Origin of the sequence: Fontibacillus phaseoli, assembly GCF_003337355.1 — a bacterium.
Lineage (GTDB): Bacteria > Bacillota > Bacilli > Paenibacillales > Paenibacillaceae > Fontibacillus > Fontibacillus phaseoli.
The window spans coordinates 141,599-162,224 of the sequence record NZ_QPJW01000009.1; the positions used below are offsets into that span (position 1 = coordinate 141,599).

General features: G+C 50.6%; 22 protein-coding genes and 1 riboswitch. Of the genes, 4 read left to right on the forward strand and 18 right to left on the reverse strand.

From position 1 onward, the window contains the following. Positions 1-343 precede the first annotated feature (343 nt). The 5 genes from DFP94_RS19005 to metA all read right to left on the reverse strand — a co-directional run bounded on the left by DFP94_RS19005 (position 344) and on the right by metA (position 5,956). On the reverse strand, positions 344-1,255 hold the full coding sequence (locus DFP94_RS19005; RefSeq protein ID WP_114498050.1) for a putative sporulation protein YtxC: 912 nt from the start codon (positions 1,253-1,255) through the stop codon (positions 344-346). Positions 1,256-1,361: 106 nt separating this feature from the next. Next, positions 1,362-2,498 carry a cyclic dehypoxanthinyl futalosine synthase gene (gene mqnC / locus DFP94_RS19010; RefSeq protein WP_114498051.1) on the reverse strand — a complete coding sequence of 379 codons (1,137 nt, stop codon included), beginning with the start codon at positions 2,496-2,498 and terminating at the stop codon, positions 1,362-1,364. 130 nt (positions 2,499-2,628) lie between these two features. Next, the gene (locus DFP94_RS19015) at positions 2,629-3,822 is read right to left on the reverse strand and encodes a trans-sulfuration enzyme family protein (RefSeq protein WP_114498052.1); all 1,194 of its coding nucleotides are present in this window, start codon (positions 3,820-3,822) and stop codon (positions 2,629-2,631) included. Further along, a complete protein-coding gene (locus tag DFP94_RS19020; protein WP_114498053.1) occupies positions 3,815-5,002 on the reverse strand; it encodes a PLP-dependent transferase in 1,188 nt (395 codons plus the stop codon). The genes DFP94_RS19015 and DFP94_RS19020 overlap by 8 nt, the downstream gene beginning before the upstream one ends. An 18-nt stretch (positions 5,003-5,020) precedes the next feature. After that, complete coding sequence (gene metA, locus DFP94_RS19025) at positions 5,021-5,956, reverse strand: homoserine O-acetyltransferase MetA (RefSeq protein WP_114498054.1); 936 nt, start codon at positions 5,954-5,956, stop codon at positions 5,021-5,023. Between the two features lie 119 nt (positions 5,957-6,075). Beyond that, a riboswitch (SAM riboswitch) is annotated at positions 6,076-6,204 on the reverse strand. A gap of 421 nt (positions 6,205-6,625) precedes the next feature. Here metA and corA point away from each other — a divergent pair. Next, positions 6,626-7,561, forward strand: a complete 936-nt coding sequence (gene corA / locus DFP94_RS19030; RefSeq protein WP_114498055.1) for a magnesium/cobalt transporter CorA — start codon at positions 6,626-6,628, stop codon at positions 7,559-7,561. A gap of 127 nt (positions 7,562-7,688) precedes the next feature. Here the strand turns inward: corA and DFP94_RS19035 are convergent, their stop codons facing one another. Continuing rightward, positions 7,689-8,699: an HRDC domain-containing protein gene (locus DFP94_RS19035; RefSeq protein ID WP_114498087.1), complete on the reverse strand. Its 1,011-nt coding sequence runs from the start codon at positions 8,697-8,699 to the stop codon at positions 7,689-7,691. A gap of 224 nt (positions 8,700-8,923) precedes the next feature. On the opposite strand from DFP94_RS19035, the gene DFP94_RS19040 reads away from it, so the two are divergent. Beyond that, a complete protein-coding gene (locus DFP94_RS19040) occupies positions 8,924-9,232 on the forward strand; it encodes a DUF3055 domain-containing protein (protein ID WP_114498056.1) in 309 nt (102 codons plus the stop codon). 35 nt (positions 9,233-9,267) lie between these two features. Here the strand turns inward: DFP94_RS19040 and modB are convergent, their stop codons facing one another. Both modB and modA read right to left on the reverse strand, forming a co-directional pair. Beyond that, positions 9,268-9,936, reverse strand: a complete 669-nt coding sequence (gene modB / locus DFP94_RS19045) for a molybdate ABC transporter permease subunit (protein WP_114498057.1) — start codon at positions 9,934-9,936, stop codon at positions 9,268-9,270. Between the two features lie 8 nt (positions 9,937-9,944). Then, positions 9,945-10,796 carry a molybdate ABC transporter substrate-binding protein gene (gene modA, locus DFP94_RS19050; protein WP_245954974.1) on the reverse strand — a complete coding sequence of 284 codons (852 nt, stop codon included), beginning with the start codon at positions 10,794-10,796 and terminating at the stop codon, positions 9,945-9,947. A 116-nt stretch (positions 10,797-10,912) separates the two neighbouring features. Here modA and DFP94_RS19055 point away from each other — a divergent pair, with 116 nt between their 5' ends. Next, complete coding sequence (locus DFP94_RS19055) at positions 10,913-11,935, forward strand: helix-turn-helix transcriptional regulator (protein WP_114498058.1); 1,023 nt, start codon at positions 10,913-10,915, stop codon at positions 11,933-11,935. Between the two features lie 89 nt (positions 11,936-12,024). On the opposite strand, the gene DFP94_RS19060 is transcribed toward DFP94_RS19055, so the two are convergent. The 9 genes from DFP94_RS19060 to DFP94_RS19100 all read right to left on the reverse strand — a co-directional run bounded on the left by DFP94_RS19060 (position 12,025) and on the right by DFP94_RS19100 (position 17,955). Beyond that, complete coding sequence (locus DFP94_RS19060; protein WP_114498059.1) at positions 12,025-12,921, reverse strand: 5'-3' exonuclease; 897 nt, start codon at positions 12,919-12,921, stop codon at positions 12,025-12,027. A 50-nt stretch (positions 12,922-12,971) separates the two neighbouring features. Then, positions 12,972-13,340, reverse strand: a complete 369-nt coding sequence (locus DFP94_RS19065; protein WP_114498060.1) for an arsenate reductase family protein — start codon at positions 13,338-13,340, stop codon at positions 12,972-12,974. A gap of 23 nt (positions 13,341-13,363) precedes the next feature. Beyond that, on the reverse strand, positions 13,364-14,320 hold the full coding sequence (locus DFP94_RS19070) for an RluA family pseudouridine synthase (RefSeq protein WP_114498061.1): 957 nt from the start codon (positions 14,318-14,320) through the stop codon (positions 13,364-13,366). Continuing rightward, complete coding sequence (locus tag DFP94_RS19075; RefSeq protein WP_114498062.1) at positions 14,317-14,886, reverse strand: cob(I)yrinic acid a,c-diamide adenosyltransferase; 570 nt, start codon at positions 14,884-14,886, stop codon at positions 14,317-14,319. The genes DFP94_RS19070 and DFP94_RS19075 overlap by 4 nt, the downstream gene beginning before the upstream one ends. A gap of 106 nt (positions 14,887-14,992) precedes the next feature. Continuing rightward, positions 14,993-15,184 (reverse strand): aspartyl-phosphate phosphatase Spo0E family protein, encoded by a 192-nt coding sequence (locus DFP94_RS19080; RefSeq protein WP_425459267.1) that lies wholly within the window; start codon positions 15,182-15,184, stop codon positions 14,993-14,995. A gap of 207 nt (positions 15,185-15,391) precedes the next feature. Further along, the gene (locus tag DFP94_RS19085) at positions 15,392-16,603 is read right to left on the reverse strand and encodes an aminotransferase class I/II-fold pyridoxal phosphate-dependent enzyme (protein ID WP_114498063.1); all 1,212 of its coding nucleotides are present in this window, start codon (positions 16,601-16,603) and stop codon (positions 15,392-15,394) included. 13 nt (positions 16,604-16,616) lie between these two features. Continuing rightward, positions 16,617-17,117, reverse strand: a complete 501-nt coding sequence (locus DFP94_RS19090; protein WP_114498064.1) for an Lrp/AsnC family transcriptional regulator — start codon at positions 17,115-17,117, stop codon at positions 16,617-16,619. Between the two features lie 175 nt (positions 17,118-17,292). After that, positions 17,293-17,685 carry a spore coat protein gene (locus tag DFP94_RS19095; protein WP_114498065.1) on the reverse strand — a complete coding sequence of 131 codons (393 nt, stop codon included), beginning with the start codon at positions 17,683-17,685 and terminating at the stop codon, positions 17,293-17,295. Positions 17,686-17,721: 36 nt separating this feature from the next. After that, entirely contained in the window at positions 17,722-17,955 is a 234-nt protein-coding gene (locus tag DFP94_RS19100) for a hypothetical protein (RefSeq protein WP_114498066.1), read from the reverse strand. Positions 17,956-18,092: 137 nt separating this feature from the next. Here DFP94_RS19100 and DFP94_RS19105 point away from each other — a divergent pair, with 137 nt between their 5' ends. Continuing rightward, a complete protein-coding gene (locus DFP94_RS19105; protein ID WP_114498067.1) occupies positions 18,093-19,313 on the forward strand; it encodes an NAD(P)/FAD-dependent oxidoreductase in 1,221 nt (406 codons plus the stop codon). 86 nt (positions 19,314-19,399) lie between these two features. Here the strand turns inward: DFP94_RS19105 and DFP94_RS19110 are convergent, their stop codons facing one another. Next, on the reverse strand, positions 19,400-20,611 hold the full coding sequence (locus tag DFP94_RS19110) for an MFS transporter (protein WP_114498068.1): 1,212 nt from the start codon (positions 20,609-20,611) through the stop codon (positions 19,400-19,402). Between the last annotated feature and the right edge of the window lie 15 nt (positions 20,612-20,626).

A 20,626-nucleotide genomic window follows, 5' to 3' on the forward strand; every position in this document is an offset into this window, starting at 1 on the left:
GTCCCGGAAACGGACGACAAAAAAAAGCCCGTCCCGGAAAGGGACGAGCGTTATCTACCCGTGGTTCCACCCTCATTCGGCCAACCTGCCATCGCAAGTGCAGCCCTTATTGAGCATCTGGTAACGGTAATGAACCGGCGATCCTTATTTCCGTCCTGAATTCCCTGAACAGGTTCGGAATCACAGCTACAAAGGGGTAAACCAAAACCGGATCACAAGGGAATTTCAGCCAAGGTTCCCTCTCTCTGCACTGTCCGCTGCTCTGGTTCATGTCTTTGTCAACGCTTTTGACTTGAATTATGTGTAATTATAAAGCTAACGCGAAAGCTCGTCAAGGACCTCCTCAGGTTCCCTGATCCCTATGGAACTGCTCCTGATGAAACAATTGACAGCGCGGACAATGCAAGCAGAGTTCCACGCGGTCACCGAAAATACGCCGGATCGTCAAAATAATTTGCGCCTCGGGCTCAAGCGTATGAATCAAAATCCGGTCAGGGGATAAGGAAATCAGCGTACTGACGATCATATCCTCCATTTCCATCTCCTGATCCGCAATTTGGGCCACGACGCCGCCTTGGGAAGGAACGCTGATTTTGGAAAATTGTTCGTTCAAAATATGAAATTCATGATCTTCTTTATGCATCAGATGGATCAGCGGGATGAGCGGCTCCTGGAAATGAACAAAATACTGCAACAAGTGAATGAATTCCTCATACTGCTGGTCCAGCAGGTATTCCTCCATGGCGTTCTCCACCGTTTCACGCAGCTTGTCCCTGTATTCAGGCAGCCGGAAAGCAATAAAACCATCCAGGTCTAAATAGCGGTTATCCTGCAAATATTCTTTAAGGACCTTATATATTCCGCTTTTTCGCCGTTGCCTTGCCGCTTGGTCTCCTTCTTCAGGACCGGCAAGCAGTTTATGGCAGCACTGTTCCGCAGCCCTACTTTCTTCGCGTGAGGAAAATGAATACTGTTTCGAGGCGATGCTCATCGCTATGCTCTCTTCCCGGACATCCACAATGTAAGCAGCCATCCCTCGCGCGAGATCTTCCATCATCATTTGTCTTAATTCCGGACTGAAATGTGGCTCCGCAAAGGAAATCGTAAAGGTCATCACGGTTCCATTCAGGGAATGGCCGAAGTATACCGGGGTAGCGTCATTATGTACCGCACCGCCGGTATTGCCGAGATAATCAAGAAATTGCTGTTCCGAAAAAATGCCCTTTAAATCCGCACGCAGCATAAAAAAATCCATAAGCCCTCCCCCTTTCGTTTCCTTCCCAAAGTATATGGCGGGAAGGAAACGGATATACGAGACGAGCCTATGGAAAGATAGCCAGCATTACCAGTTTGAAAATGTATTAATTCTGCATGATGAAATCCCGCTCGATGCTGGAATCCTGATCAAATACACGCAAAATATCGTATTTCGTATTCCGTTGCGCCGGGGTTTTCCCTGCCGACCGGATGATGGACAGAATGGATTCGATATTTACCTTATAAGTCGCTCCGGCGGAAGATACGACATTTTCTTCGATCATGGTGCTGCCAAAGTCATTGCAGCCGTATTGCAGCGACAGCCTGCCGATCTCAGGACCCATCGTTACCCAGGAGGATTGCAGGTTTTTGATATTGTCAAGCACGATCCGGCTGATGGCCACGGTCTTAAGATAAGATTCCGGCGTCTGACGCTCGACCTTCAGATTCGTGTTGTCGGGCTGGAATGTCCAAGGAATAAAGGCCAAAAATCCTTCGGACGGATATCCGTTTTGCAAGCATTCATCCTGTGCTTCGCGGACCCGAAGCAAATGCAGGGCGCGCTCCTCCATCGACTCGCCGAATCCGATGACCATCGTTGCGGTCGTATTCATGCCGATCCGGTGCGCTGTCTGCATGACATCCATCCATTCCCGCCAAGAACCTTTGGCCCGGCTAATTTTGCGGCGCGTGCGGTCGTCCAGAATTTCCGCGCCTCCGCCAGGAAGAGAATCCAGGCCTGCCGCATGAATTTCACGCACGACTTCCTCGATGGAAAGCCCGTCCGATACTTCCTTCATCTTCATAATTTCCGCAGGAGAGAAGGAATGCATCGTAATGTCTGGGAATCTCGCTTTGATGGCTTTAAGCAGGTCGGTATAATAGCTGAAGGGAAGATTCGGGTTCGTTCCGCCCTGCATCAAAATTTCGGTTCCGCCGACATCGATCGTTTCCTGAATTTTTTGAAAAATCACTTCATCCGGCAGCACGTAGCCTTCCTCCGAGCCGGGACGGCGGTAAAAAGCGCAAAACCGGCAGTACACGTCGCAAACATTCGTGTAATTCACATTCCGCCCGATCACGAACGTCGTCACCGGATCGGGATGTTTTCGTTCCATCAAAATATTGGCCACATGACCAATCTTCTCCACTTCGTCCGACTCGAACAGCTTGATCGTATCTTCAAGATCGAGGCGCTCCCCTTGCAGCGCCTTATCTAAAATATCATTAATCGCAGTCATTCTGCTGCCTCCTTGCGTTTGTTCTATAATAGCTAATCAATAAAATTCCAACACCAATAAAATAATCGTAACACAATCGTCACCAAAAAACAGCACCCGATCTGCTTCGGGTGCCGTTTCGCACATCAATTTAGTTATTCTCCAGTGCCTGCTCCAAATCGGCGATCAGATCGTCGATATCTTCAAGACCGACGGAAAATCGTAATAAGCCGTCGGTGATTCCGCGTTCGTGCCGGACTTCCCGCGGCATCGATGCATGCGACATCATTGCCGGATAGGACAGGATGCTCTCGACGGCGCCAAGGCTGACGGCTACAAGCGGCAGCTTCACTTTGCTCAGCACTTGCTTCGCCCGCTCGCCCGAACCGACATCAAAGGATACGACAGCGCCGTAACCGGTCGATTGTTTCTCCTGGACATCACGGCCAGGATGATCCGGCAGACCGGGATAGAAGACGGCGTCGATGTCCTTACGCTGGTTAAGCCAATCGGCCAGCTTGCGGGCGCTGATTTCGCTGTGCGCCATTCGCGCGCCGAGCGTCTTCATGCCTCGCATCAACAGCCAGGAATCCTGAGCACCCAGCACCGTGCCAAGACCGTTCTGAAGAAATTTCAGGCGGCGTCCGAGCGATTCGCTGCGGGCCACGGCCAGTCCGGCCAACACGTCGCTATGTCCGCCCAGGAACTTGGTGGCGCTGTGCAATACGATGTCTACGCCAAGTTCGATGGGCCGTTGATAGTACGGAGTCATAAATGTATTGTCAACGATACTGAGCAGATCATGCTCTCGGCCCCAAGCCGCGATCAACGCCATATCCGTGATTTTCAGGGTCGGATTGGACGGCGTCTCCATATAGACGGCTTTCGTATTCGGCTTCAGCGCCGCTTTGACATTTTCAAAATTCGTCATATCGACGAACGTCGCTTCAATATTCAAACGGCTCAATATATTCGTAAGCAGCCGGTATGTACCTCCGTACACGTCCTCCGTAACGATCAGATGATCGCCTGCCGAAAACAGCATAAACGTGGTCGAGATCGCCGACATCCCGCTGGAAAAGGCAAATCCTTGCTCGCCGCCTTCAAGTACGGCGATATAATCCTCCAGGGCCTGACGTGTCGGATTTCCCGAACGGCTATAGTCGTATTCGGGGGGATTGAAGATGTCATGGTGATGAAAAGTGGAAACCTGGTAAATCGGAACGCTGGATGCTCCGGTAGCCGCGTCCACTTCATTGCCGAAATGAATCAGCTTTGTGTCGAACTTTTTACCCGGCCCATTTTGCCCCTCATTCCCTTGCTGATGTTGTCCTGCGTCACTCATGGCCTTGTCCTCCCTCGACTTCAATCCGCGCCGCTTCCAGCGCCTGTCCCAAATCTGCGATCAAATCTTCCGCATGCTCGATGCCGACCGAGAAACGGAGCAACCGGTCATCCACGCCGACCGCCTCGCGGATTTCCGCCGGGATGTCGGCATGCGTTTGAACCGCCGGATAAGTCATCAGCGATTCCACGCCGCCAAGGCTTTCCGCGAAAGCGATTAGCTCCAGATGGCGGAGTACGGGTTCAACATAACGGGCATCAGTTACCTTAAACGCGAAGATTCCCGTATTGCCGCTTGACTGCTTCTTCTGGATGGCATAACCCGGATGGCCGGGAAGGCCCGGATGGAACACTTCCGCAATCTGCGGATGATTCAGCAGATATTGAGCTATTGCCAAGGCGTTGCTCTCATGCCGCTCCATTCGGAGTGCCAGAGTCTTCATGCCGCGCATAAGCTGATAGGAGTCCGTTGGGCTGAGCACCGCACCGATCGAATTGTGCAGGAAACCGATCTCCTTGGACAATTCCTCTCCCTTCGTGACGATTAAACCGGCAAGGACATCGTTATGTCCGCCCAAATATTTCGTCGCACTGTGTACGACGATATCTGCACCCAGTTCAAGCGGACGCTGAAAATAAGGCGTCAGCAGCGTATTATCGACGACCGTCAGCAACTGATGCCGCTTGGCCCAAAGGCTTACTTCTTCTATGTCGGTAATCATCATCAGCGGGTTTGTCGGCGTCTCGATGAATACCGCCTTCGTATTCGGTTTGCGCACTTGCTCAAGCGCATCCAGATCATTCGTATCTACATAAGAAGCGCTAATCCCGAACCTGGAAAGGATCTTTTCCAGCAGGCGGTAAGTACCGCCGTACAAATCCAGAGAAACGATCAGATGATCCCCTTGCGAAAATAAGCTGAATACCGTTTGCAGTGCAGCCATGCCCGAACTACAGGCAAAGCCGGCGTCACCGCTCTCCAGTACCGCGGAGGCTTCCTCCAACACGGTTCTTGTCGGGCTCTTGGTCCGGGAATAATCGAACCCCGTACTTTGGCCGAGCTGCGGATGCCGAAACGCGGTCGCCTGATAAATCGGGTAATTCACCGCACCCGTGACCGGCTCATCGACTGAGCCGATCTGTGCTAATCTGCTTTCCAAATGCCATTTGTTCTCTTTCACTAGATTAACCCCTCCCCATCAGATCTGATAAACGAATTCAGCCATTTGATCTATATCGTATGGTGTTTCCTGATACACATAGTAATTCAGCCAGTTGGAGAATAATAAATTCGCATGCGCTCTCCAAGTTGAAGCCGGAGTTTTGGAAGGGTCGTTATTCGGGTAATAGTTGACCGGCGGCTCGCTGTCGAGTCCTTTGGCGATATCCCGGTCATATTCCCATTTCAGGGAACAAGGGTCGTATTCCGAATGTCCGGTTACGAAAATCTGCTTGCCGTCCCGGGAAGCTACAAGATAAATGCCTGCATCTTCGGATTCCGCCAAGATCTCCAGCTCAGCAACAGCTTCGATATCTTCTCTCGCCACGTCCGTGTGGCGCGAATGCGGCACCTGGAATACCTCGTCGAAGCCGCGCAGCAGCTTTACATGCGGATTGTTGACACCGTGGGTGAATACGCCGAAGCATTTTTTCTCAAGCGGTACTTTCCGGACTCCGAAATGATAGTAAAGGCCCGCCTGGGAAGCCCAGCAAATGTGCATGGTCGACGTTACATGGGTTTTGCTCCATTCAAAGATTTCCTTTAACTCGTCCCAATAATTCACCTCTTCGAAAGCAAGCTGTTCGACCGGAGCACCCGTGACAATCATGCCGTCAAAACGGCGTCCTTTGATCTCGTCAAAGGTTTTATAGAACATTTCCAGATGCTCCGCGGATGTGTTCTTGGACGTATGGGACCGCGGGTGAAGCAAAACAATTTCCACCTGGAGCGGCGTATTGCCCAGCAGGCGCAAAATTTGCGATTCCGTCGTCTCCTTGGTCGGCATAAGATTAAGAATGGCAATTCTTAAGGGGCGGATATCTTGTTGATAAGCCCGGCTCTCGTCCATGACAAAAATATTTTCGTTCGATAGCACTTCCTTGGCCGGCAAATGATCCGGTACTTTAATCGGCATAATGTCCACTCCTTTTGACGATTAGACTGGAATTGGTTTTCCTGAAAGCGGGCGTGCAATAGAAAAAAGACCTCACTCCAAAAAAAGAGAAAGGTCATCATCTATTCCTGAATGCGCCTCTCTCATCTCTCAGAGACCGTTAAGCTTCGGATTGAAGCTCCGCAGTTCTGCAAGAATTAGCACCGTGCGACATATCGCCGGTTGCCGGGTATCATCGGGCCAGTCCCTCCACCTACTCTTGATAAGAAAATCGTCTTATTATTTTGTTGTTATGATTTAAATTTAAATATGCTGATTTTCATTATACATGAAATTGCTTTTTTAACAAGTCATGCGCCCTTTTTTGTCCGCAACTTTTTGGCTTGAAACATTTCATCCCCCAGCGTTATACTAGACAAGTGTTTGAGAGGTAAATTTTATGACCAAAAAGAGGTGAATCCGAGAATGGAAGGCGACCCGAGTCCGCAGTGTACTGTCCTGAAGCAACAATCGCATAGGAAACCGATCAGCAGGCGCCCTGCGGGAAGTCATGGGCACTTTCTTTTCCCGGTGTTTTCATAAAACGCCTTTTTCGGCGTTCCCGCGCCGCCAGTCCTGATCACCTTCCTATGCTCAACCAAAACAGATATGAGCATAACCGGCTGTTCCGGCCGGAAAGGGAGTGAAGGTATGAAAATCCGTCATGTGGTCGCCGGTGTATTTACGCCGGTAGAGGACGTGGAATTGACAACAACATCACCTGAGCAAGGGTTTTACTGGATCGACGCCGATGTCGACGATTTGGCACTGCTGCAGCCGCTGTTTTCGCTGCACGATCTCGCGGTGGAGGACTGTCTGACCGAAGAAGAGCAGCGTCCGAAAATCGAAACCTACGATAATCATTATTTTATTGTGGTCAACAGCATCCGTTATGATGATGAGGAAATCTTTCTGCGGGCGCTTAACATTTTTCTGGGCCGGCATTATATCATTACAGTGACCAAGCAAAAAATCAACGAACTCCGTGCCGTCAAGCCGATCCTGTGGGAACAGGAAGTCAGCGAGCCCGACCGTTTCATGTATTATCTTATCGACTTGGTCGTTGACAATTACTTTATCGTCGGCGACCGGATCGAAGTCAAGATCGAGAAACTGGAAGAAGACATCCTCATGCACACCAAACGTTCGCATCTGAATGAAATTATCGGACTGCGAAGCGAAATATTGTGGCTTAAGAAAGTACTGGGCCCGCAAAAAGAAGTCATCAATATTTTAAACAAAAAAGATCTGCGCCTGATCGATGACCAGTTGCAGAAATATTTCAGCGACATCTATGAGAACGCCGTTAAGATCTCCGAAAACTTCGATATGTTCCGGGAACTCGTGGGGAACTTACGAGAAGCTTACCAGGCGGCCATCGCCAACCGGGCCAATGAAATTATGCGCGTGTTTACGGCGATTACGACGATCTTTATCCCGCTGACGTTGATTACCGGGATTTACGGAATGAACTTTGACAATATGCCGGAAATCCACTGGAAGTACAGTTACTATGTCGTCATTGGCATCATGATCGCACTTGGGGCGGGAATGTTCTATCTGTTCCGGAAACGCGACTGGATATGAACGGCATGCGGAGTAATGTTACCGTTTGACACAATACAGCAAGCGCCGGTTTCCGATGAATCCACTTCAGGATTTTCCGGAAACCGGCGCTTTTTCGTTCTATGACGGTGGCGCGTTTGTGCCGGGATTAACCCGCTTTTGGCGCATTCTCCTTCTGCCGCCGGTAAGAAATGCGAATCAGCCGCAATTTTTCATAAAGCTGTTCCACCCCTCCGCCCTCAATCGCCTCCTGATCGTAGACGCGCTGCAATACCGGCTTTAGGAAATGATCACCGAGTTCCTCGAAGGCCTTCCATACCGCCGATTGCTGTTCCTTCGGCATGTTCTGGATCTCTAACTGTACTACGGCATCCGTCGTATATCCATCCTTCTCCAGCAATTCAAGCAATTCCACTGCCTCCCTGCGTTCGAGACCCGTCCGGTTGCAGATTCCTTCGAGATCCAGACCTTGGGCAAGCGACTCCAGCACCATGCGGCGCAAGCTGAATTTCTCCATTTCCAGCCGGAACTTGGCCTCCTTCTGTTTATACATCCAGGTACGGAATACATCCTCGTCGATCTCCCGCTCCACCCAATCCAGCGGAAAGTCTCCCGGTCGTTCCTCCCCTTGGGCTTGCACCATTTCCAGAAGATCAGGTCCATATTCCGTTGCTTTGCTTTCCCCTAACCCGGGGAGCTGAAGCAATTCCTCGACGGTTCTCGGGCGGAACACGCTGATGAGCTTCAGGAGCCGGTTGCTTGCGATCATATAAGGTGCCTTGCGGTCAGCAGCTGCTTTCTTTCGCCGCCATACACAGAGTTCGTTATACAACCCCTCATTGCCGTGCTGCTCGCTATAACAAATAAGCTTCTGTGCCGCCATCCCACGCCCGTGAAACTCTTCTCTCTCATCCCAAATCCCTTCGATCACCGGCCGGTAGCCTTCCCCCATCTTGACGACAAGACGGTGCCGGTACACATGCAGCATCTCGGACCAGGAGCCGCCTTCATACCAAACGGTCTCCTGCTCCTCACTCCCGGTGATTTCGTTCCAGCCCATCCGCCATATGCCTTCATCTTCCCCGATCCATACCTGGGCCCCGTCGGAAACCGCCCCGTCCTCTTGCTTTTCCAAGCTGTTCAAAAAAACGATCCTCATTTCATTACCCTCCTTAATCACTGTCAGCATCGACCGGTTCATGTTTCAGGCACGCAAAAAAGCACCCCTCCTGAATGAATCAAGAGAGGTGCTTCCCCTAGTCGTATACTGTTATTCCTAATCATACCATTTTTTGTTTCGCTGTCAATCGTTATCATTTCCCCGCCGCTCTCTTTTTCGGATATAATGACAGAAGACAACAAGTATCCGAGGAGGCCTTGCCAATGACTGAACCTGAACCTAATCAGGAACTGGATTTTTTATCCGATAGTACGGAAAATACTTCAACCCGCTTCGTTACGTTTATCGGCAACTCCCTAAAGCGGTTTGATCTGGCGGTTACCACCACCAACCGCTTCTACGGAAAAAAACTCATTATCGATCTTCAAAACGGCAAAACTGCCATCCTGGGGACGGACGATTTGGAGGAAGAAGGCTACTTGGAGCATGTTTTCGGTCTAAATGAAGAGGAAAGCGGAGAACTCCGGACTTTCCTGTATCAGGTTGTGGGCGAAGCTTATTTTACGGACTGAATCTACCGCGGACTCGCCGGATGAATCATTAGGGATCAAATCTCTCGCTCCGTCCGGGATCCGCAAAACGCCAACAATAGAAACGAGATCAAAATCATCAGGCCGGCCCAAGCCCAGGCGGACGACGTATCGCCGGATTCAACCGCCATATAAATCGCCGTCGGCAGCGTCTGCGTTCTGCCGGGAATATTACCGGCAAGCATTAATGTCGCGCCAAACTCGCCGAGCGCTCTCGTAAAAGACAGCACGAACGCAGTTACGAGCGTACGCTGGGCAAGCGGAATCGCGATCCACAGCAGAACCTGCCATTCGGAGGCACCCATCGACCGGCCGGCTGACAGCAAATCCCGGTCGATGGACAAAAATCCGGCTTTCGCCGATTGATATCCCAAAGGGAAGGCAACAATGGACGCGGCGAGCACGGCGGCGCCCCATGAAAACACGATCGGCATACCGGCCAATGCCTCAAACAGTTTTCCGACCGGACTGCGGCGGCCGAACGCCATCAGCAGCAGGAAGCCGACAACGGTCGGGGGCAAAACCATGGGCAGCATGAATACCGTTTCCAGGATCATTTTACCCCGGAATTTTTTACGGGACATGACCCAGGCTGCATAGCCTGATATCAAAAAAGCGATTATGCCCGCCAGCAGCGATACTTTTAGCGACAAACCGACAGGCGACCAAAAATCGCTCCACTCCATGGACGGCCTCACTCGGTAACGGTGAACCCGTGACTTGCGAACACGTCGCGAGCTTCCGCGGTTTGCAGAAACTTCAAGAACTGACCGGCTTCGTCAAGATGTTTGGTAGCCGTCACGATTCCGGCCGGATATACGATGGGAGCATGGCTTTTCTCGTCCACGACGAGCGCCGTGTTCACTTTGTCGGAAAGCTTGGCATCGCTCTCGTACACAAAACCGGCATCCGCATTCCCGGATTCCACATAGGTCAATACCTGAGTCACATCCTTGGCAAACACCATTTTAGATTGAAGCGCATCCCATAATTGCGCGTATTCGAGCGATTCCTTCGTATAGGAACCCGCTGGTACTACTTCAGGTTCGCCAAGCGCGATTTTGCCAAAACCGTTATCCTTTAGGGCTTCCAAGTCTTTAGGAACTATCGCGGCATCGGACGGAACAATCAGAACCAGGCGATTTTGCAGCAAATCGATCTTGCTGTCCGCGTTAACGAACTTGCCGTCGATCAGGGCGTTCATTTGTTTTTGTCCGGCGGACAGGAATAAATCGGCGGGAGCGCCTTGCTCAATTTGCTTTTGCAGAGAGCCTGATGCACCGAAATTCATGGTCAGCGTTACATTCCCATGTTCTTTTTTGTACAAGGAAGCAAGCTCTTCCATACTGTCTTTAAGACTGGCCGCAGCTGAAATTGTCAGCGTAACCTGACTCTTCGGCTCCGCGTCTACCTGTTGGGTAGTATTGTCACCCGCTGCGTTTCCCGTGGTGTTACCCGTACTGCCGCAAGCGGACAAGACTCCGACCAGCAGAAGCAAGCAGACTAGGGACCGGCCTCGAACCGAAATTTTCTGAACCATCGACATAAAAACTCCTCCGATCCAATATGTAATGAATTTTATTTTTATATTTTATTATATCTAGATATATTTGAACATAATTAATTATAATTAGACATAATATTGTCAATTGGAGGATATCCATGAACGAAGTCTCTTATACTACCGAGGAAGTCGCCAAACTGCTGAAAGTCTCCAAATTAACCGTGTATGACCTGATCAAAAAAGGAGAGCTTCCCGCTTACCGGGTAGGCAAGCAGATGCGGGTGGATGCGGATGATCTTGAAATGTATAAGCAGAACGCGAAAAGCGGAAATAGCACATATGCGGCAATTCGCGCCAAGGGGAAGCTGGCAACCGTCAAGCGGACAGTTTCGCATATGCAGGAATTCCGCGAGGAAGATCCGAATCTTCCCGGTCAAACCCAAATCTCCGGGGCCTTGGTCATCACCGGTCAGGATCTTAGCCTTGATGTACTGGCCAAACATCTGGAACGCGCGAATCCGTCACTCCGGCCGCTTCGCTCGCATGACGGAAGCCTGGACAGTCTGATCTCCATGTATCACGGCAAGAGCGATATCGTCAGTACCCATCTGCTGGACGGAATCAGCGGCGAATACAACATTCCGTATATAACAAGAATACTCACCGGTCATTCTTACGTCGTCGTCAATTTACTGCAGCGCCAAGCCGGGCTGTACGTGCGACAAGGCAACCCCAAACAATTGAATACATGGGCGGATTTAAGCCGGCCCGGCATCCGGTTAATCAATCGTGAAATCGGCTCCGGGGCCCGCGTTCTGCTGGATGAGCAACTGCGTGCTCATGGCATTGACCGCTCCGGTATCGAGGGATATGATGACGTGGAAACGAGTCACTTGGCCGTCGCAGGCAAAGTCTCGTCCGGTCAGGCAGACTTGGGGGTCGGGATCGAAAATGCAGTATCCCTGATCAGCACCGTCGATTTCGTGCCTCTGATCAAGGAGCGCTATGACTTGGTTGTGCTAAAAAGCAAACAAAATACCGCCTGGATTCAACTGCTCCTTCAAACCTTGCGGTCCCCCGAGTTTCGGCAGGAGCTGTCTTCCATTCGCGGTTATGATTTATCGTTGACCGGAACCGTTTTATACGACACCGAAGATGACTTCCCTACCTTTAAGGGATAAACATCTATACAAAAGGGCCTCGTTGGGTTAATTCCAACGAGGCCCTTTTATTGGTTTGACCCACGGCGATTCTGGCCCAAGCCCTTATTTTACGGCGTTGCCGCCAATCCCATTAAAGTGCTGATGCTCGCCATTTCCAATTCTTCGAATTTGGACGCGACCACCACATGGTTCAGCTCCAGACGGCAGGAATCCGAATTGCACAGAAGCTCGACGTCGCAGCGGATTTCAGCGAGCTGTCTCGACAGATGGAGCATCTCCAGATCGCTTTCGATTTTCGTGCGCACCGATTTGGACAGGCTGTCCAGATTTTCCAGGATGCCTTGTACGGAACCGTATTCCTGGACAAGCTTCAACGCCGTTTTCTCGCCGATCCCGCGGACGCCGGGGTAGTTGTCGCTCGTATCGCCCATCAGCCCCTTCAGGTCGATAATCTGGCCCGGAGTCAGCTGCTTTTCCTGCATCAGGCTTTCCGGAGTGTAGACCATGTAGTTGCCATGTCCTTTTTTCATGATAATAACGCTCGTGCGTTCACTGACTAACTGCAGCATATCATGATCTCCGGTCAGGATGAGCACGTCCATATCCTCCCTGAATTTGGCCGCCAGCGTGCCTATGCAGTCATCGGCTTCGTATCCCGGACAGCTGATGTTCGGAATGCCCAAACTCTCCATCACGTCCCGGATAACGGAAAACTGCGGAATCAAGTCGTCCGGCGCCTCGGAACGGTTGCCTTTGTAAGCCGTAAACTGCTCTGTCCGGAATGTTTTGCTGCCGAGATCCCAACAGCAGGCGATATGACTCGGAGCAAATTTCTGTACCGCGTCCCAAAAGTACCGCATAAACCCGTAAATCGCATTCGTCGGAAGACCGGCCTTGGTTCGCCGGATATACCCCGTAGCGGCAGATGCATAATAGGCGCGAAACATCAGCGCCATACCGTCAACCAGCAGAATGCTTTCTTTGTTGTTCTGTCCGAGAGTCATGGTTCGCTCCCCTTTCTGCGTGAAAATCAACAAGTGTAAACAACGCTAACTTATTTTTTATTTCCCCATGCCTGATCGTATGCCTCTTCTTTGAAACCCACGGTTACTGTCTTTCCGTCAGATACCAATGGCCGCTTTATCAGCATCCCGTTTGAAGATAGCAGTTTAATTTGTTCTTCCACTGGCATGGACGGCAACTTGTCCTTTAGCGCCAATTCTTTGTATACCTCGCCGCTGGTGTTAAAAAATTTCTTTAACTCCAATCCGCTGAGCCCTACCATTTCGGAAAGCTCGGACGGGCCGGGCGGGGTCTCCTTGATATTTCTCAGCTCAAGGTGATGTCCCCGAGCTTCAAGCCATTTAACGGCCTTGCGGCAGGTATCGCAAGGCGGATATCGATACACGATCAAATTACTCATTTTAAACGGTCACCTTCACTTTCCTATTCTCCGCATTCCAGTTTCTGCAGCAATGACTCCATATCCGCAGGAAGCAGTGCCTGAAAAAGCATTTCTTCTCCAGTTAGAGGATGTTGAAAGCCGAGCTCCGACGCATGAAGAGCCTGCCGGCTGATGACGTCATCCAGCACCGAAGCGGAAAATGTTAAATTCTCGGTTCCTTTTGCTCCGCTCCAGGTATACAGCTTGTCCCCGATCAACGGATGACCGATCGAAGTCATATGAACGCGGATCTGATGGGTCCGGCCTGTCCCCAGGCGCAATTCCACCAGTGCCCCAAGCCCGTAACACGCGACGACTTTGTAATAAGTCAGCGCCGGATATCCGGTCGGGGTAACTATGCGCCGATGAGGCTCCTGAGGATCGCGGTCAATCGGGCCGTCCAGAATGCCGTCATCCGGTTTTGGGCAGCCGTGTACAAGTGCCGTATATTTCTTGGTCACATTGCCCGCGATCAATTGCTCGGAGATATGCTGGTGTACATATGCATTTTTAGCGATCGCAATCAGACCGCTCGTCTCCTGGTCCAGGCGGTGAACCGGGCGGAAACGAACCTTTTCGCCCTTTTCCTTCCAATAATGGACCACCCCGTTAGCCAAGGTGTCGGTATAATGTCCATGGGTCGGATGGACGATGATGCCCGGCGCTTTGTTCACGATCAATAAAGCAGCATCCTCGTAAACAATATCAAAGGGAATCGGCTGCGGTAAAATGTCCTCCGACGTTTCCTGCTCCAGGGAGATGGACACGATATCCCCCGCCCTCACCGGGACGCTGATGTACACCCGTTCTCCGTTCAGCATAACGCCCTGTTCCGTAAGCTTGATGCGGGACAATAGCTTCCGTGACACCCCCAGCCTGCGCTGCAGCACGGTTTTTAACAGCCATCCGTCCTCTTGCTCGGTAACTTTATAAGAAATCGGATCATAATAAACGGTCATGATTTTCTGCCGAACACCTTCTTGCTGCGTACATATTCTACATCAGGGGTTTGCTGGCGGACATTGGCCGTCCGGGCTGCTGCAAAGAAGAAGTCGGACAGGCGGTTCAAGTACTTTACGGCTTCCGCATTGATCTCCGACTGGCGACTTAACGTTACCGCCCGCCGTTCGGCGCGTCGGCAAACGGTCCGGCATACATGCAACGTAGAAGCCAGCATCGTCCCTCCAGGCAATATGAATTTTTCCAGCGCTGGATTTTCCGCTTGATACCGGTCAATCCAGGTTTCCAAACGTTCGGCCATTTCAGCGCTAACCTTAAACCGGCGCTCTTCGGCCTTGACATAAGCCAGGTCGGAACCGCAATCAAACAGCTCCTGTTGGATCTGCTGCAAATCCTCTTTCAAGTCGGCAAACAAGACTTGATCCGCATAGCTACCGGCCAGCCCGACAAAACTGTTTAATTCGTCGATCGTTCCGTAAGCTTCAACCCGCTCGTCATCTTTATATACTCTTCCGCCGATGACGGAGGTTTGCCCCTGATCACCGGTACGTGTATAAATACTCACAAACCTTACCCCCTTTTTTTCCTATTTTCAAATATACCATAAAAATAAAGAAGAAGATCCTTGAAGGATCTTCTTTGGGAAAATACGGTCTATTCCAAAACTGCAATTATTTATTCTTCCGGTTATTTCTCATAAATTCATTAATTTTCAGATCCAGCAAGCTGCTGATTTCAATTACGATATCCGAAGTAAACGAATTTTCCTGCTGGAATAGCTTTTCCATTTTACTGCGCAGCAAATGGATTTCATCTTCCAAGGAAACTGCTTGTGGTGAAGTCCCGCGACTGGTTTCGACTATCCACTGATTCGATTCATTGCCCTTTGCGTTCACAATTCCAGCTAGTTCATAAGGCAAATTGTACTCACCACAACCCAAAAGTAATCCCTCCCTGAGAAACTAAACCCTCTTCCAAAATAAAATTATACCATGTCAATTGGACAGTGATCAATTAATATATGAAAGAAATGTTAATTAGCCCCATTTTCCCGGTTAGGTACTATTGACTTAGCCCTGCTTCAGTTTATGAATGAATTGTCCCATCCGATGTAGCGCTTCGCTAAGCTGAGTAACGGAAGTCGCATAGGAACAGCGGAGGAAACCTTCGCCGCCCGCTCCGAACACATTGCCGGGTACGGCCGCCACTTTGGACTCCATCAGTAATCGGGTAGCAAATTCATCTGAGCTTAGGCCGGTAGACTCGATACTCGGGAAGGCATAAAATGCGCCTTGAGGTTCATGGCAGGTCAGCCCGATGTCACGCAATCCCTGAACGATCAGTCTTCTTCGCTGATTGTAGGATTCAACCATATGGTCTTTTTCCTCCAATCCGTTCTTGAGTGCTTCAAGCGCGGCAACCTGGCCCATGACCGGAGCGCACATAACTGTATATTGATGGATTTTCAACATCGCATAGATCAAATCCGGATGGCCGCAGGCATAACCCATGCGCCAACCCGTCATAGCAAAGGCTTTGGAAAACCCATTGACAAGGATCGTCCGGTCTCTCATGCCGGGAATGGCTGCAAAGCTGACATGTTTCTCGCCGTAGGTTAATTCCGAATAGATTTCATCGGAAATCACGATAAGATCATGCTCTTCCACGATTTTCGCGATCGGCAACCAATCCTCGTAACTCATAATTCCGCCGGTCGGATTGCTCGGGTAGTTCAAAATCAGAACTTTGGATTTCGGCGTGATCTTGGCCTTCAGCTGATCTGCTTTCAATTTGAAGTTATCCTTGGCGAACGTTTCGATCTCTACGGAAATCCCGCCGCCAACTTCGGTAATCGGTGAATACGAAATGTAGCAGGGTGCGGGAACAAGAATCTCATCTCCCGGTACGATCAATGCGCGTAACGCCAGATCAATGGCCTCACTCGCTCCTACGGTCACAAGGACTTCATCTTTCGGGTTATATTTTACGTCATAGCTGTTATTTAAGTATTCCGCAATCGCTTCACGAAGCTCGGGTGTACCCGCGTTGCTTGTATAGCTTGTGAACCCCCGCTCCAGCGAATAAACGCATGCTTCACGCACATGCCAAGGAGTAATGAAGTCGGGTTCGCCTACCCCCAGCGTAATAATATCCTTGTTTCCGCTGGCGAGGTCAAAAAAGCGGCGAATGCCCGAAGGTTGTATCTCTCTAACCCGTGGTGCCAAGTAAGAAGTCATGGATCTGCCCGTCTGCTCTGTTTGTCCTTGTGAATTTACACTCATAACATTACTTCCTTTACGGAGATATCATCAGGCGGCGGTCTTCTTCCGGATCTTCAAAGATGATGCCGTCTTGTTTATATTTTTTAAGAATGAAATGCGTTTTCGTCGAAAGCACGGACTCAAGCGGAGACAGCTTGTCGGAAACGAAGCTGGCCACTTCCTTTAAATTGCGCCCTTCCACTTCAACCAGCAAATCGTAGGCTCCGGACATCAGATAGACGGACATGACCTGAGGGAACAAGTATATCCGTTCCGCGATCGCTTCAAAGCCTCTGCCGCGTTCCGGCGTAATTTGTACCTCGATCAAGGCAGTCACTTTCTCGTCATCCAATTTGCTTGAATTGACCACAGTCGCGTATTTAACGATAACATGATCCTCTTCCAGCTCCGTAATGGCAGTCGCGACTTCTTCCGAAGATACGCCCAGCAAGGTTGCCAGCAATTTCGGATCCCGGCGGGCGTCCTCTTTCAGGAGTTCCAGCACTTTCAGCTTAAGTTCGCTCAATTGTTTCATGCTTCACCCTCCAGCGCTGTTCCGGCGGGCCGTCAAGGATGAAGGTCCGCGGAATCTAAATTTAATATTAATATTACATGAATTTGTGCATCCTGCAAAGAAAAACGTCCGCTCATGGAAGATTCCACGGAAGCGGACGTTTCGGGTTAACCCCATACTTTACAAACAGGCTTTACTAAATGTAGCGGGGATTTTGTTGTTGCACATTGGTCTGATGGTATGAAACATTCGACGGATGGAGATAAGGGTTATTCTGGGCCGAACGCTGCTGCACAAACTGATGGACCTTTTGATGGCTTTGTTCCGCCTCCTGAATCTTTTTGTCTATTTCCTGACGGGAGGCGCTGGCAGGAGCAGAATATACCTTATTTTGCTCAAGCAGCATGTACAGATCGCCCTGAAGTCTTAAAGTACTGTCCGTCAATTCGGCAAAGGTGCGTCTGATCGAGGGGCAGGACGATTCCGTTGTTGCTGTTGTGTATTCCCTTACGGTGCGCCGGAGGTCGGCAAGAATAATTTTCAACAGATCGTTCTCGGGCAATTGCTCCGTGCTGGATGGTAAGTTCACAAGATTTCCTCCTAATTTAGTTGTTGTTGGTTTTCATTACTGAGCCTGGGTCGGAGCAAGTTGCTGATGCTGTTTCAGTGCATCGATCAGTGTGTGCATATGGTGTTCGTGGACAAGCATATGCTCCGTAATGGCTTGTCCGAGTTGAGAATTTGTCGAGACGGCAGCCGCGGCCGCACACATTTTGATCAGCATGTCTTCGTTAGCCACAGAATCCGCAATGTAATTGACCTCTTTGCCGGACAATGGCTTCATTTGCATATGGTTCATTTCGGTTTCCTCCTGATAGATAGGTACATTCGGGCATATTATGTCCTGCCTGTCCATTTTTATAAGGCGTTTGATGATTATACTTATGGCGTCTCGGTGAATATGGGATTAGAGAAAAGAACAAGGAGGGAGCAACGATGAAATTACATACGGGGAAATATTGTTGGAACAAAACGATGGCTACGGTTCCCCGCTACCCGGCCTTGGAGGAGGATATCTCATGCGACTGCCTCGTTATCGGGGGCGGCGTCGGCGGAGCCCTATGCGCTTATCTTTTAAGCGAACAGGGTATAATTACCGTCTTAGCCGAAAGAGGCGACATCGCCTCAGGCAGCACCTTGGTCAATACAGGCATTCTACAGTATGCCAACGATAAAACCCTGACCTCATTAATCCATACTTTCGGCGAAGAGAAGGCCGTTCATGTTTATCGGCTTTGCCGGGATGCCCTTATCCGTTTGAAAGAAATCAACCGGGGCCTGGGTCCGGACTTGCCGCTGCAGGAGAGGAACAGTCTTTATCTGGCGAGTACCGATGAGGACCTAGCCATGTTGAGAGATGAATTTGAGAATTTGATAAAATACGGATTTAACGTAGCATGGTGGGACGAAGACGAGATTGGCAGCAAATTCCCGTTTCGCAAACCAGGAGCCATTTATACGCAGGGCGATGCCGAGATCAATCCGTTCGCCTTTGTTCACAGCCTTCTGAAGCGCTCGGAACCCTTGAGCCTGCAAATCTTTGAGCATACCCCCGTAACCGGCTGGGAATTCAGGAGCGATGGGGTTGTATGCCGTTCGGGACGCTGCACGATCAAAGCCAAACATGTCGTTTTTGCGACGGGTTACGAAGCGCAGATACTGAAAAAAGAACCGGGCGCCTCATTAACGGGTACCTATGTGGTGGTGACGGAGCCGGCGGACCATTTCAATGATTGGCATGAACGCTGCCTGATCTGGGAATCCGCCCGTCCTTACCTTTATATGCGGACGACGCCCGACGGGCGGATTATGGCCGGCGGCCTTGATGAAGCATTGTCCGGCGGCAAGCTCAAGGAGGGAAGGGAAATTCACAAATCGCGCGAGATATTGAGCATGGTCCATAGCATGTTCCCGGAAAAAGCGGAACTTCAGGCCGCTTACTCCTGGGGAGCCGTGTTCGGGGAAACGCGCGACGGATTACCCTATATCGGCACCCATCCGGACTATCCCCATTGCTTCTTTCTGGAAGGCTACGGAGGTAACGGCACCGTTTGCAGTATGTTAGCCGCAGAAATGATTACGGATGTCCTGTCCGGTAAGCACCGCAACGATATGGACCTGTTTGCGCTGACCAGAAGCACCAAGCCTTCACCCTGATCTGACCGGAAATTCCTTGCCCCGGCGCTCCGCTCTTTCGGCATGGCGTACCCAAAGTGCACGCGGTTCTTGGAGCATCAAGCCAATCAGACGGTATCAGGCGCATCGGCTCGAGGCTTGAACAATTTACGGATCGCGATCCAGCTTAATATTGGCGATGCCCCAAGTCCAAGCATCAGCCAGGTCACCGTCGTCATGCGTGGGAACCAGCCGAATACAATGATGAACAGGAGCGTGCCGACCAATCTTCCGGACATAATGCTCAGTTCCCGGAGCACGATCAGCTCCACCCGCTGCTCAACCGTATCTTCGCTTTTGCCGATCAAGTCGAAAACCGAGGAAATGACCGGGAGTAAATAAAGCGGCATAAACAGAGAAGTACCGATCCCGAAAAATATCAGCGTTAAATAATTGACGTTCCAGAGCAGTGGAATGATGACTCCGGTAATCAATACCGCCCCGATCAGCATGCCGACATACCTGTAACGGATATGGAGCCATTTGCCTACCGCCCAGAAGCTGACCAGGGACACGAGTGATGTAACAAGGGAAAATTGCCCCACCTTCCTCTCTGCGGAAGTGCTGATGAACACCAGCAAAGTGCCCAGAAACGAAAAAACACCCTCCCTCAGTCCATGCGCGGCCGAGGCCGGTATAGCCTGCCGCCAGGGACTGTCTTTTTCAAAGTGGCGGAAAGGTCCCAGCCAGTGGTATGGGCCGCCCTTTTTTCTTTTTTTCAACCAGAAGCTAAGCAGAATTCCGACCCCGTAAATGACGAGGGAAACCGTAAATATTACGCGGTACCCCAGATCGCCTTTCATCACTGAAATGATCACGCCGGAAGTCCAGGGACCCAAAATACCGATCACCGATCCTAAAATCCCGATCCAGCCGTTGAACAAATCCCGGGTATCGACATCCGTCACTTCAAAATAAACGACATTGAATGCGAGCCAAAACAGGCCCGAGCCGATGCCGAACAAAAAACCAAGCGGCCAGATGTACTCGACCGTACGCGCTCCCGCCCAAAGAACGAGCAAATAAAACAATCCCGACACGACGATGCCCAGCCGAAGGGACACCATTTTATCCCGCTCCTTTACCCATTTGCCGGCGATCCAGAATGTGAGCCCGAGCGCAATCTGCTGGCTGAATGTAAACCATCCGATCATCGCAAAATCCTGTTTTACCTTCCATAGATAGACGTTCAGGAAAGTTCCCGACAACGCCCCGGCCAAAACAAATAAGCCATTGACGGCCAGAAGCAGCCTGGATTGGCCGTTAAGGTTCCTCTTCATGCATTTTGCCCCTCC

Excerpts from the sequence above, each read along its gene's own strand:
- DFP94_RS19005 (WP_114498050.1), bottom strand. The coding sequence starts at position 1,255 with ATGGATTTTTTTATGCTGCGTGCGGATTTAAAGGGCATTTTTTCGGAA.
- mqnC (WP_114498051.1), bottom strand. The coding sequence starts at position 2,498 with ATGACTGCGATTAATGATATTTTAGATAAGGCGCTGCAAGGGGAGCGC.
- DFP94_RS19015 (WP_114498052.1), bottom strand. The coding sequence starts at position 3,822 with ATGAGTGACGCAGGACAACATCAGCAAGGGAATGAGGGGCAAAATGGG.
- metA (WP_114498054.1), bottom strand. The coding sequence starts at position 5,956 with ATGCCGATTAAAGTACCGGATCATTTGCCGGCCAAGGAAGTGCTATCG.
- corA (WP_114498055.1), top strand. The coding sequence starts at position 6,626 with ATGAAAATCCGTCATGTGGTCGCCGGTGTATTTACGCCGGTAGAGGAC.
- DFP94_RS19035 (WP_114498087.1), bottom strand. The coding sequence starts at position 8,699 with ATGAGGATCGTTTTTTTGAACAGCTTGGAAAAGCAAGAGGACGGGGCG.
- DFP94_RS19040 (WP_114498056.1), top strand. The coding sequence starts at position 8,924 with ATGACTGAACCTGAACCTAATCAGGAACTGGATTTTTTATCCGATAGT.
- modB (WP_114498057.1), bottom strand. The coding sequence starts at position 9,936 with ATGGAGTGGAGCGATTTTTGGTCGCCTGTCGGTTTGTCGCTAAAAGTA.
- modA (WP_245954974.1), bottom strand. The coding sequence starts at position 10,796 with ATGTCGATGGTTCAGAAAATTTCGGTTCGAGGCCGGTCCCTAGTCTGC.
- DFP94_RS19055 (WP_114498058.1), top strand. The coding sequence starts at position 10,913 with ATGAACGAAGTCTCTTATACTACCGAGGAAGTCGCCAAACTGCTGAAA.
- DFP94_RS19060 (WP_114498059.1), bottom strand. The coding sequence starts at position 12,921 with ATGACTCTCGGACAGAACAACAAAGAAAGCATTCTGCTGGTTGACGGT.
- DFP94_RS19065 (WP_114498060.1), bottom strand. The coding sequence starts at position 13,340 with ATGAGTAATTTGATCGTGTATCGATATCCGCCTTGCGATACCTGCCGC.
- DFP94_RS19070 (WP_114498061.1), bottom strand. The coding sequence starts at position 14,320 with ATGACCGTTTATTATGATCCGATTTCTTATAAAGTTACCGAGCAAGAG.
- DFP94_RS19085 (WP_114498063.1), bottom strand. The coding sequence starts at position 16,603 with ATGAGTGTAAATTCACAAGGACAAACAGAGCAGACGGGCAGATCCATG.
- DFP94_RS19090 (WP_114498064.1), bottom strand. The coding sequence starts at position 17,117 with ATGAAACAATTGAGCGAACTTAAGCTGAAAGTGCTGGAACTCCTGAAA.
- DFP94_RS19100 (WP_114498066.1), bottom strand. The coding sequence starts at position 17,955 with ATGAACCATATGCAAATGAAGCCATTGTCCGGCAAAGAGGTCAATTAC.
- DFP94_RS19105 (WP_114498067.1), top strand. The coding sequence starts at position 18,093 with ATGAAATTACATACGGGGAAATATTGTTGGAACAAAACGATGGCTACG.
- DFP94_RS19110 (WP_114498068.1), bottom strand. The coding sequence starts at position 20,611 with ATGAAGAGGAACCTTAACGGCCAATCCAGGCTGCTTCTGGCCGTCAAT.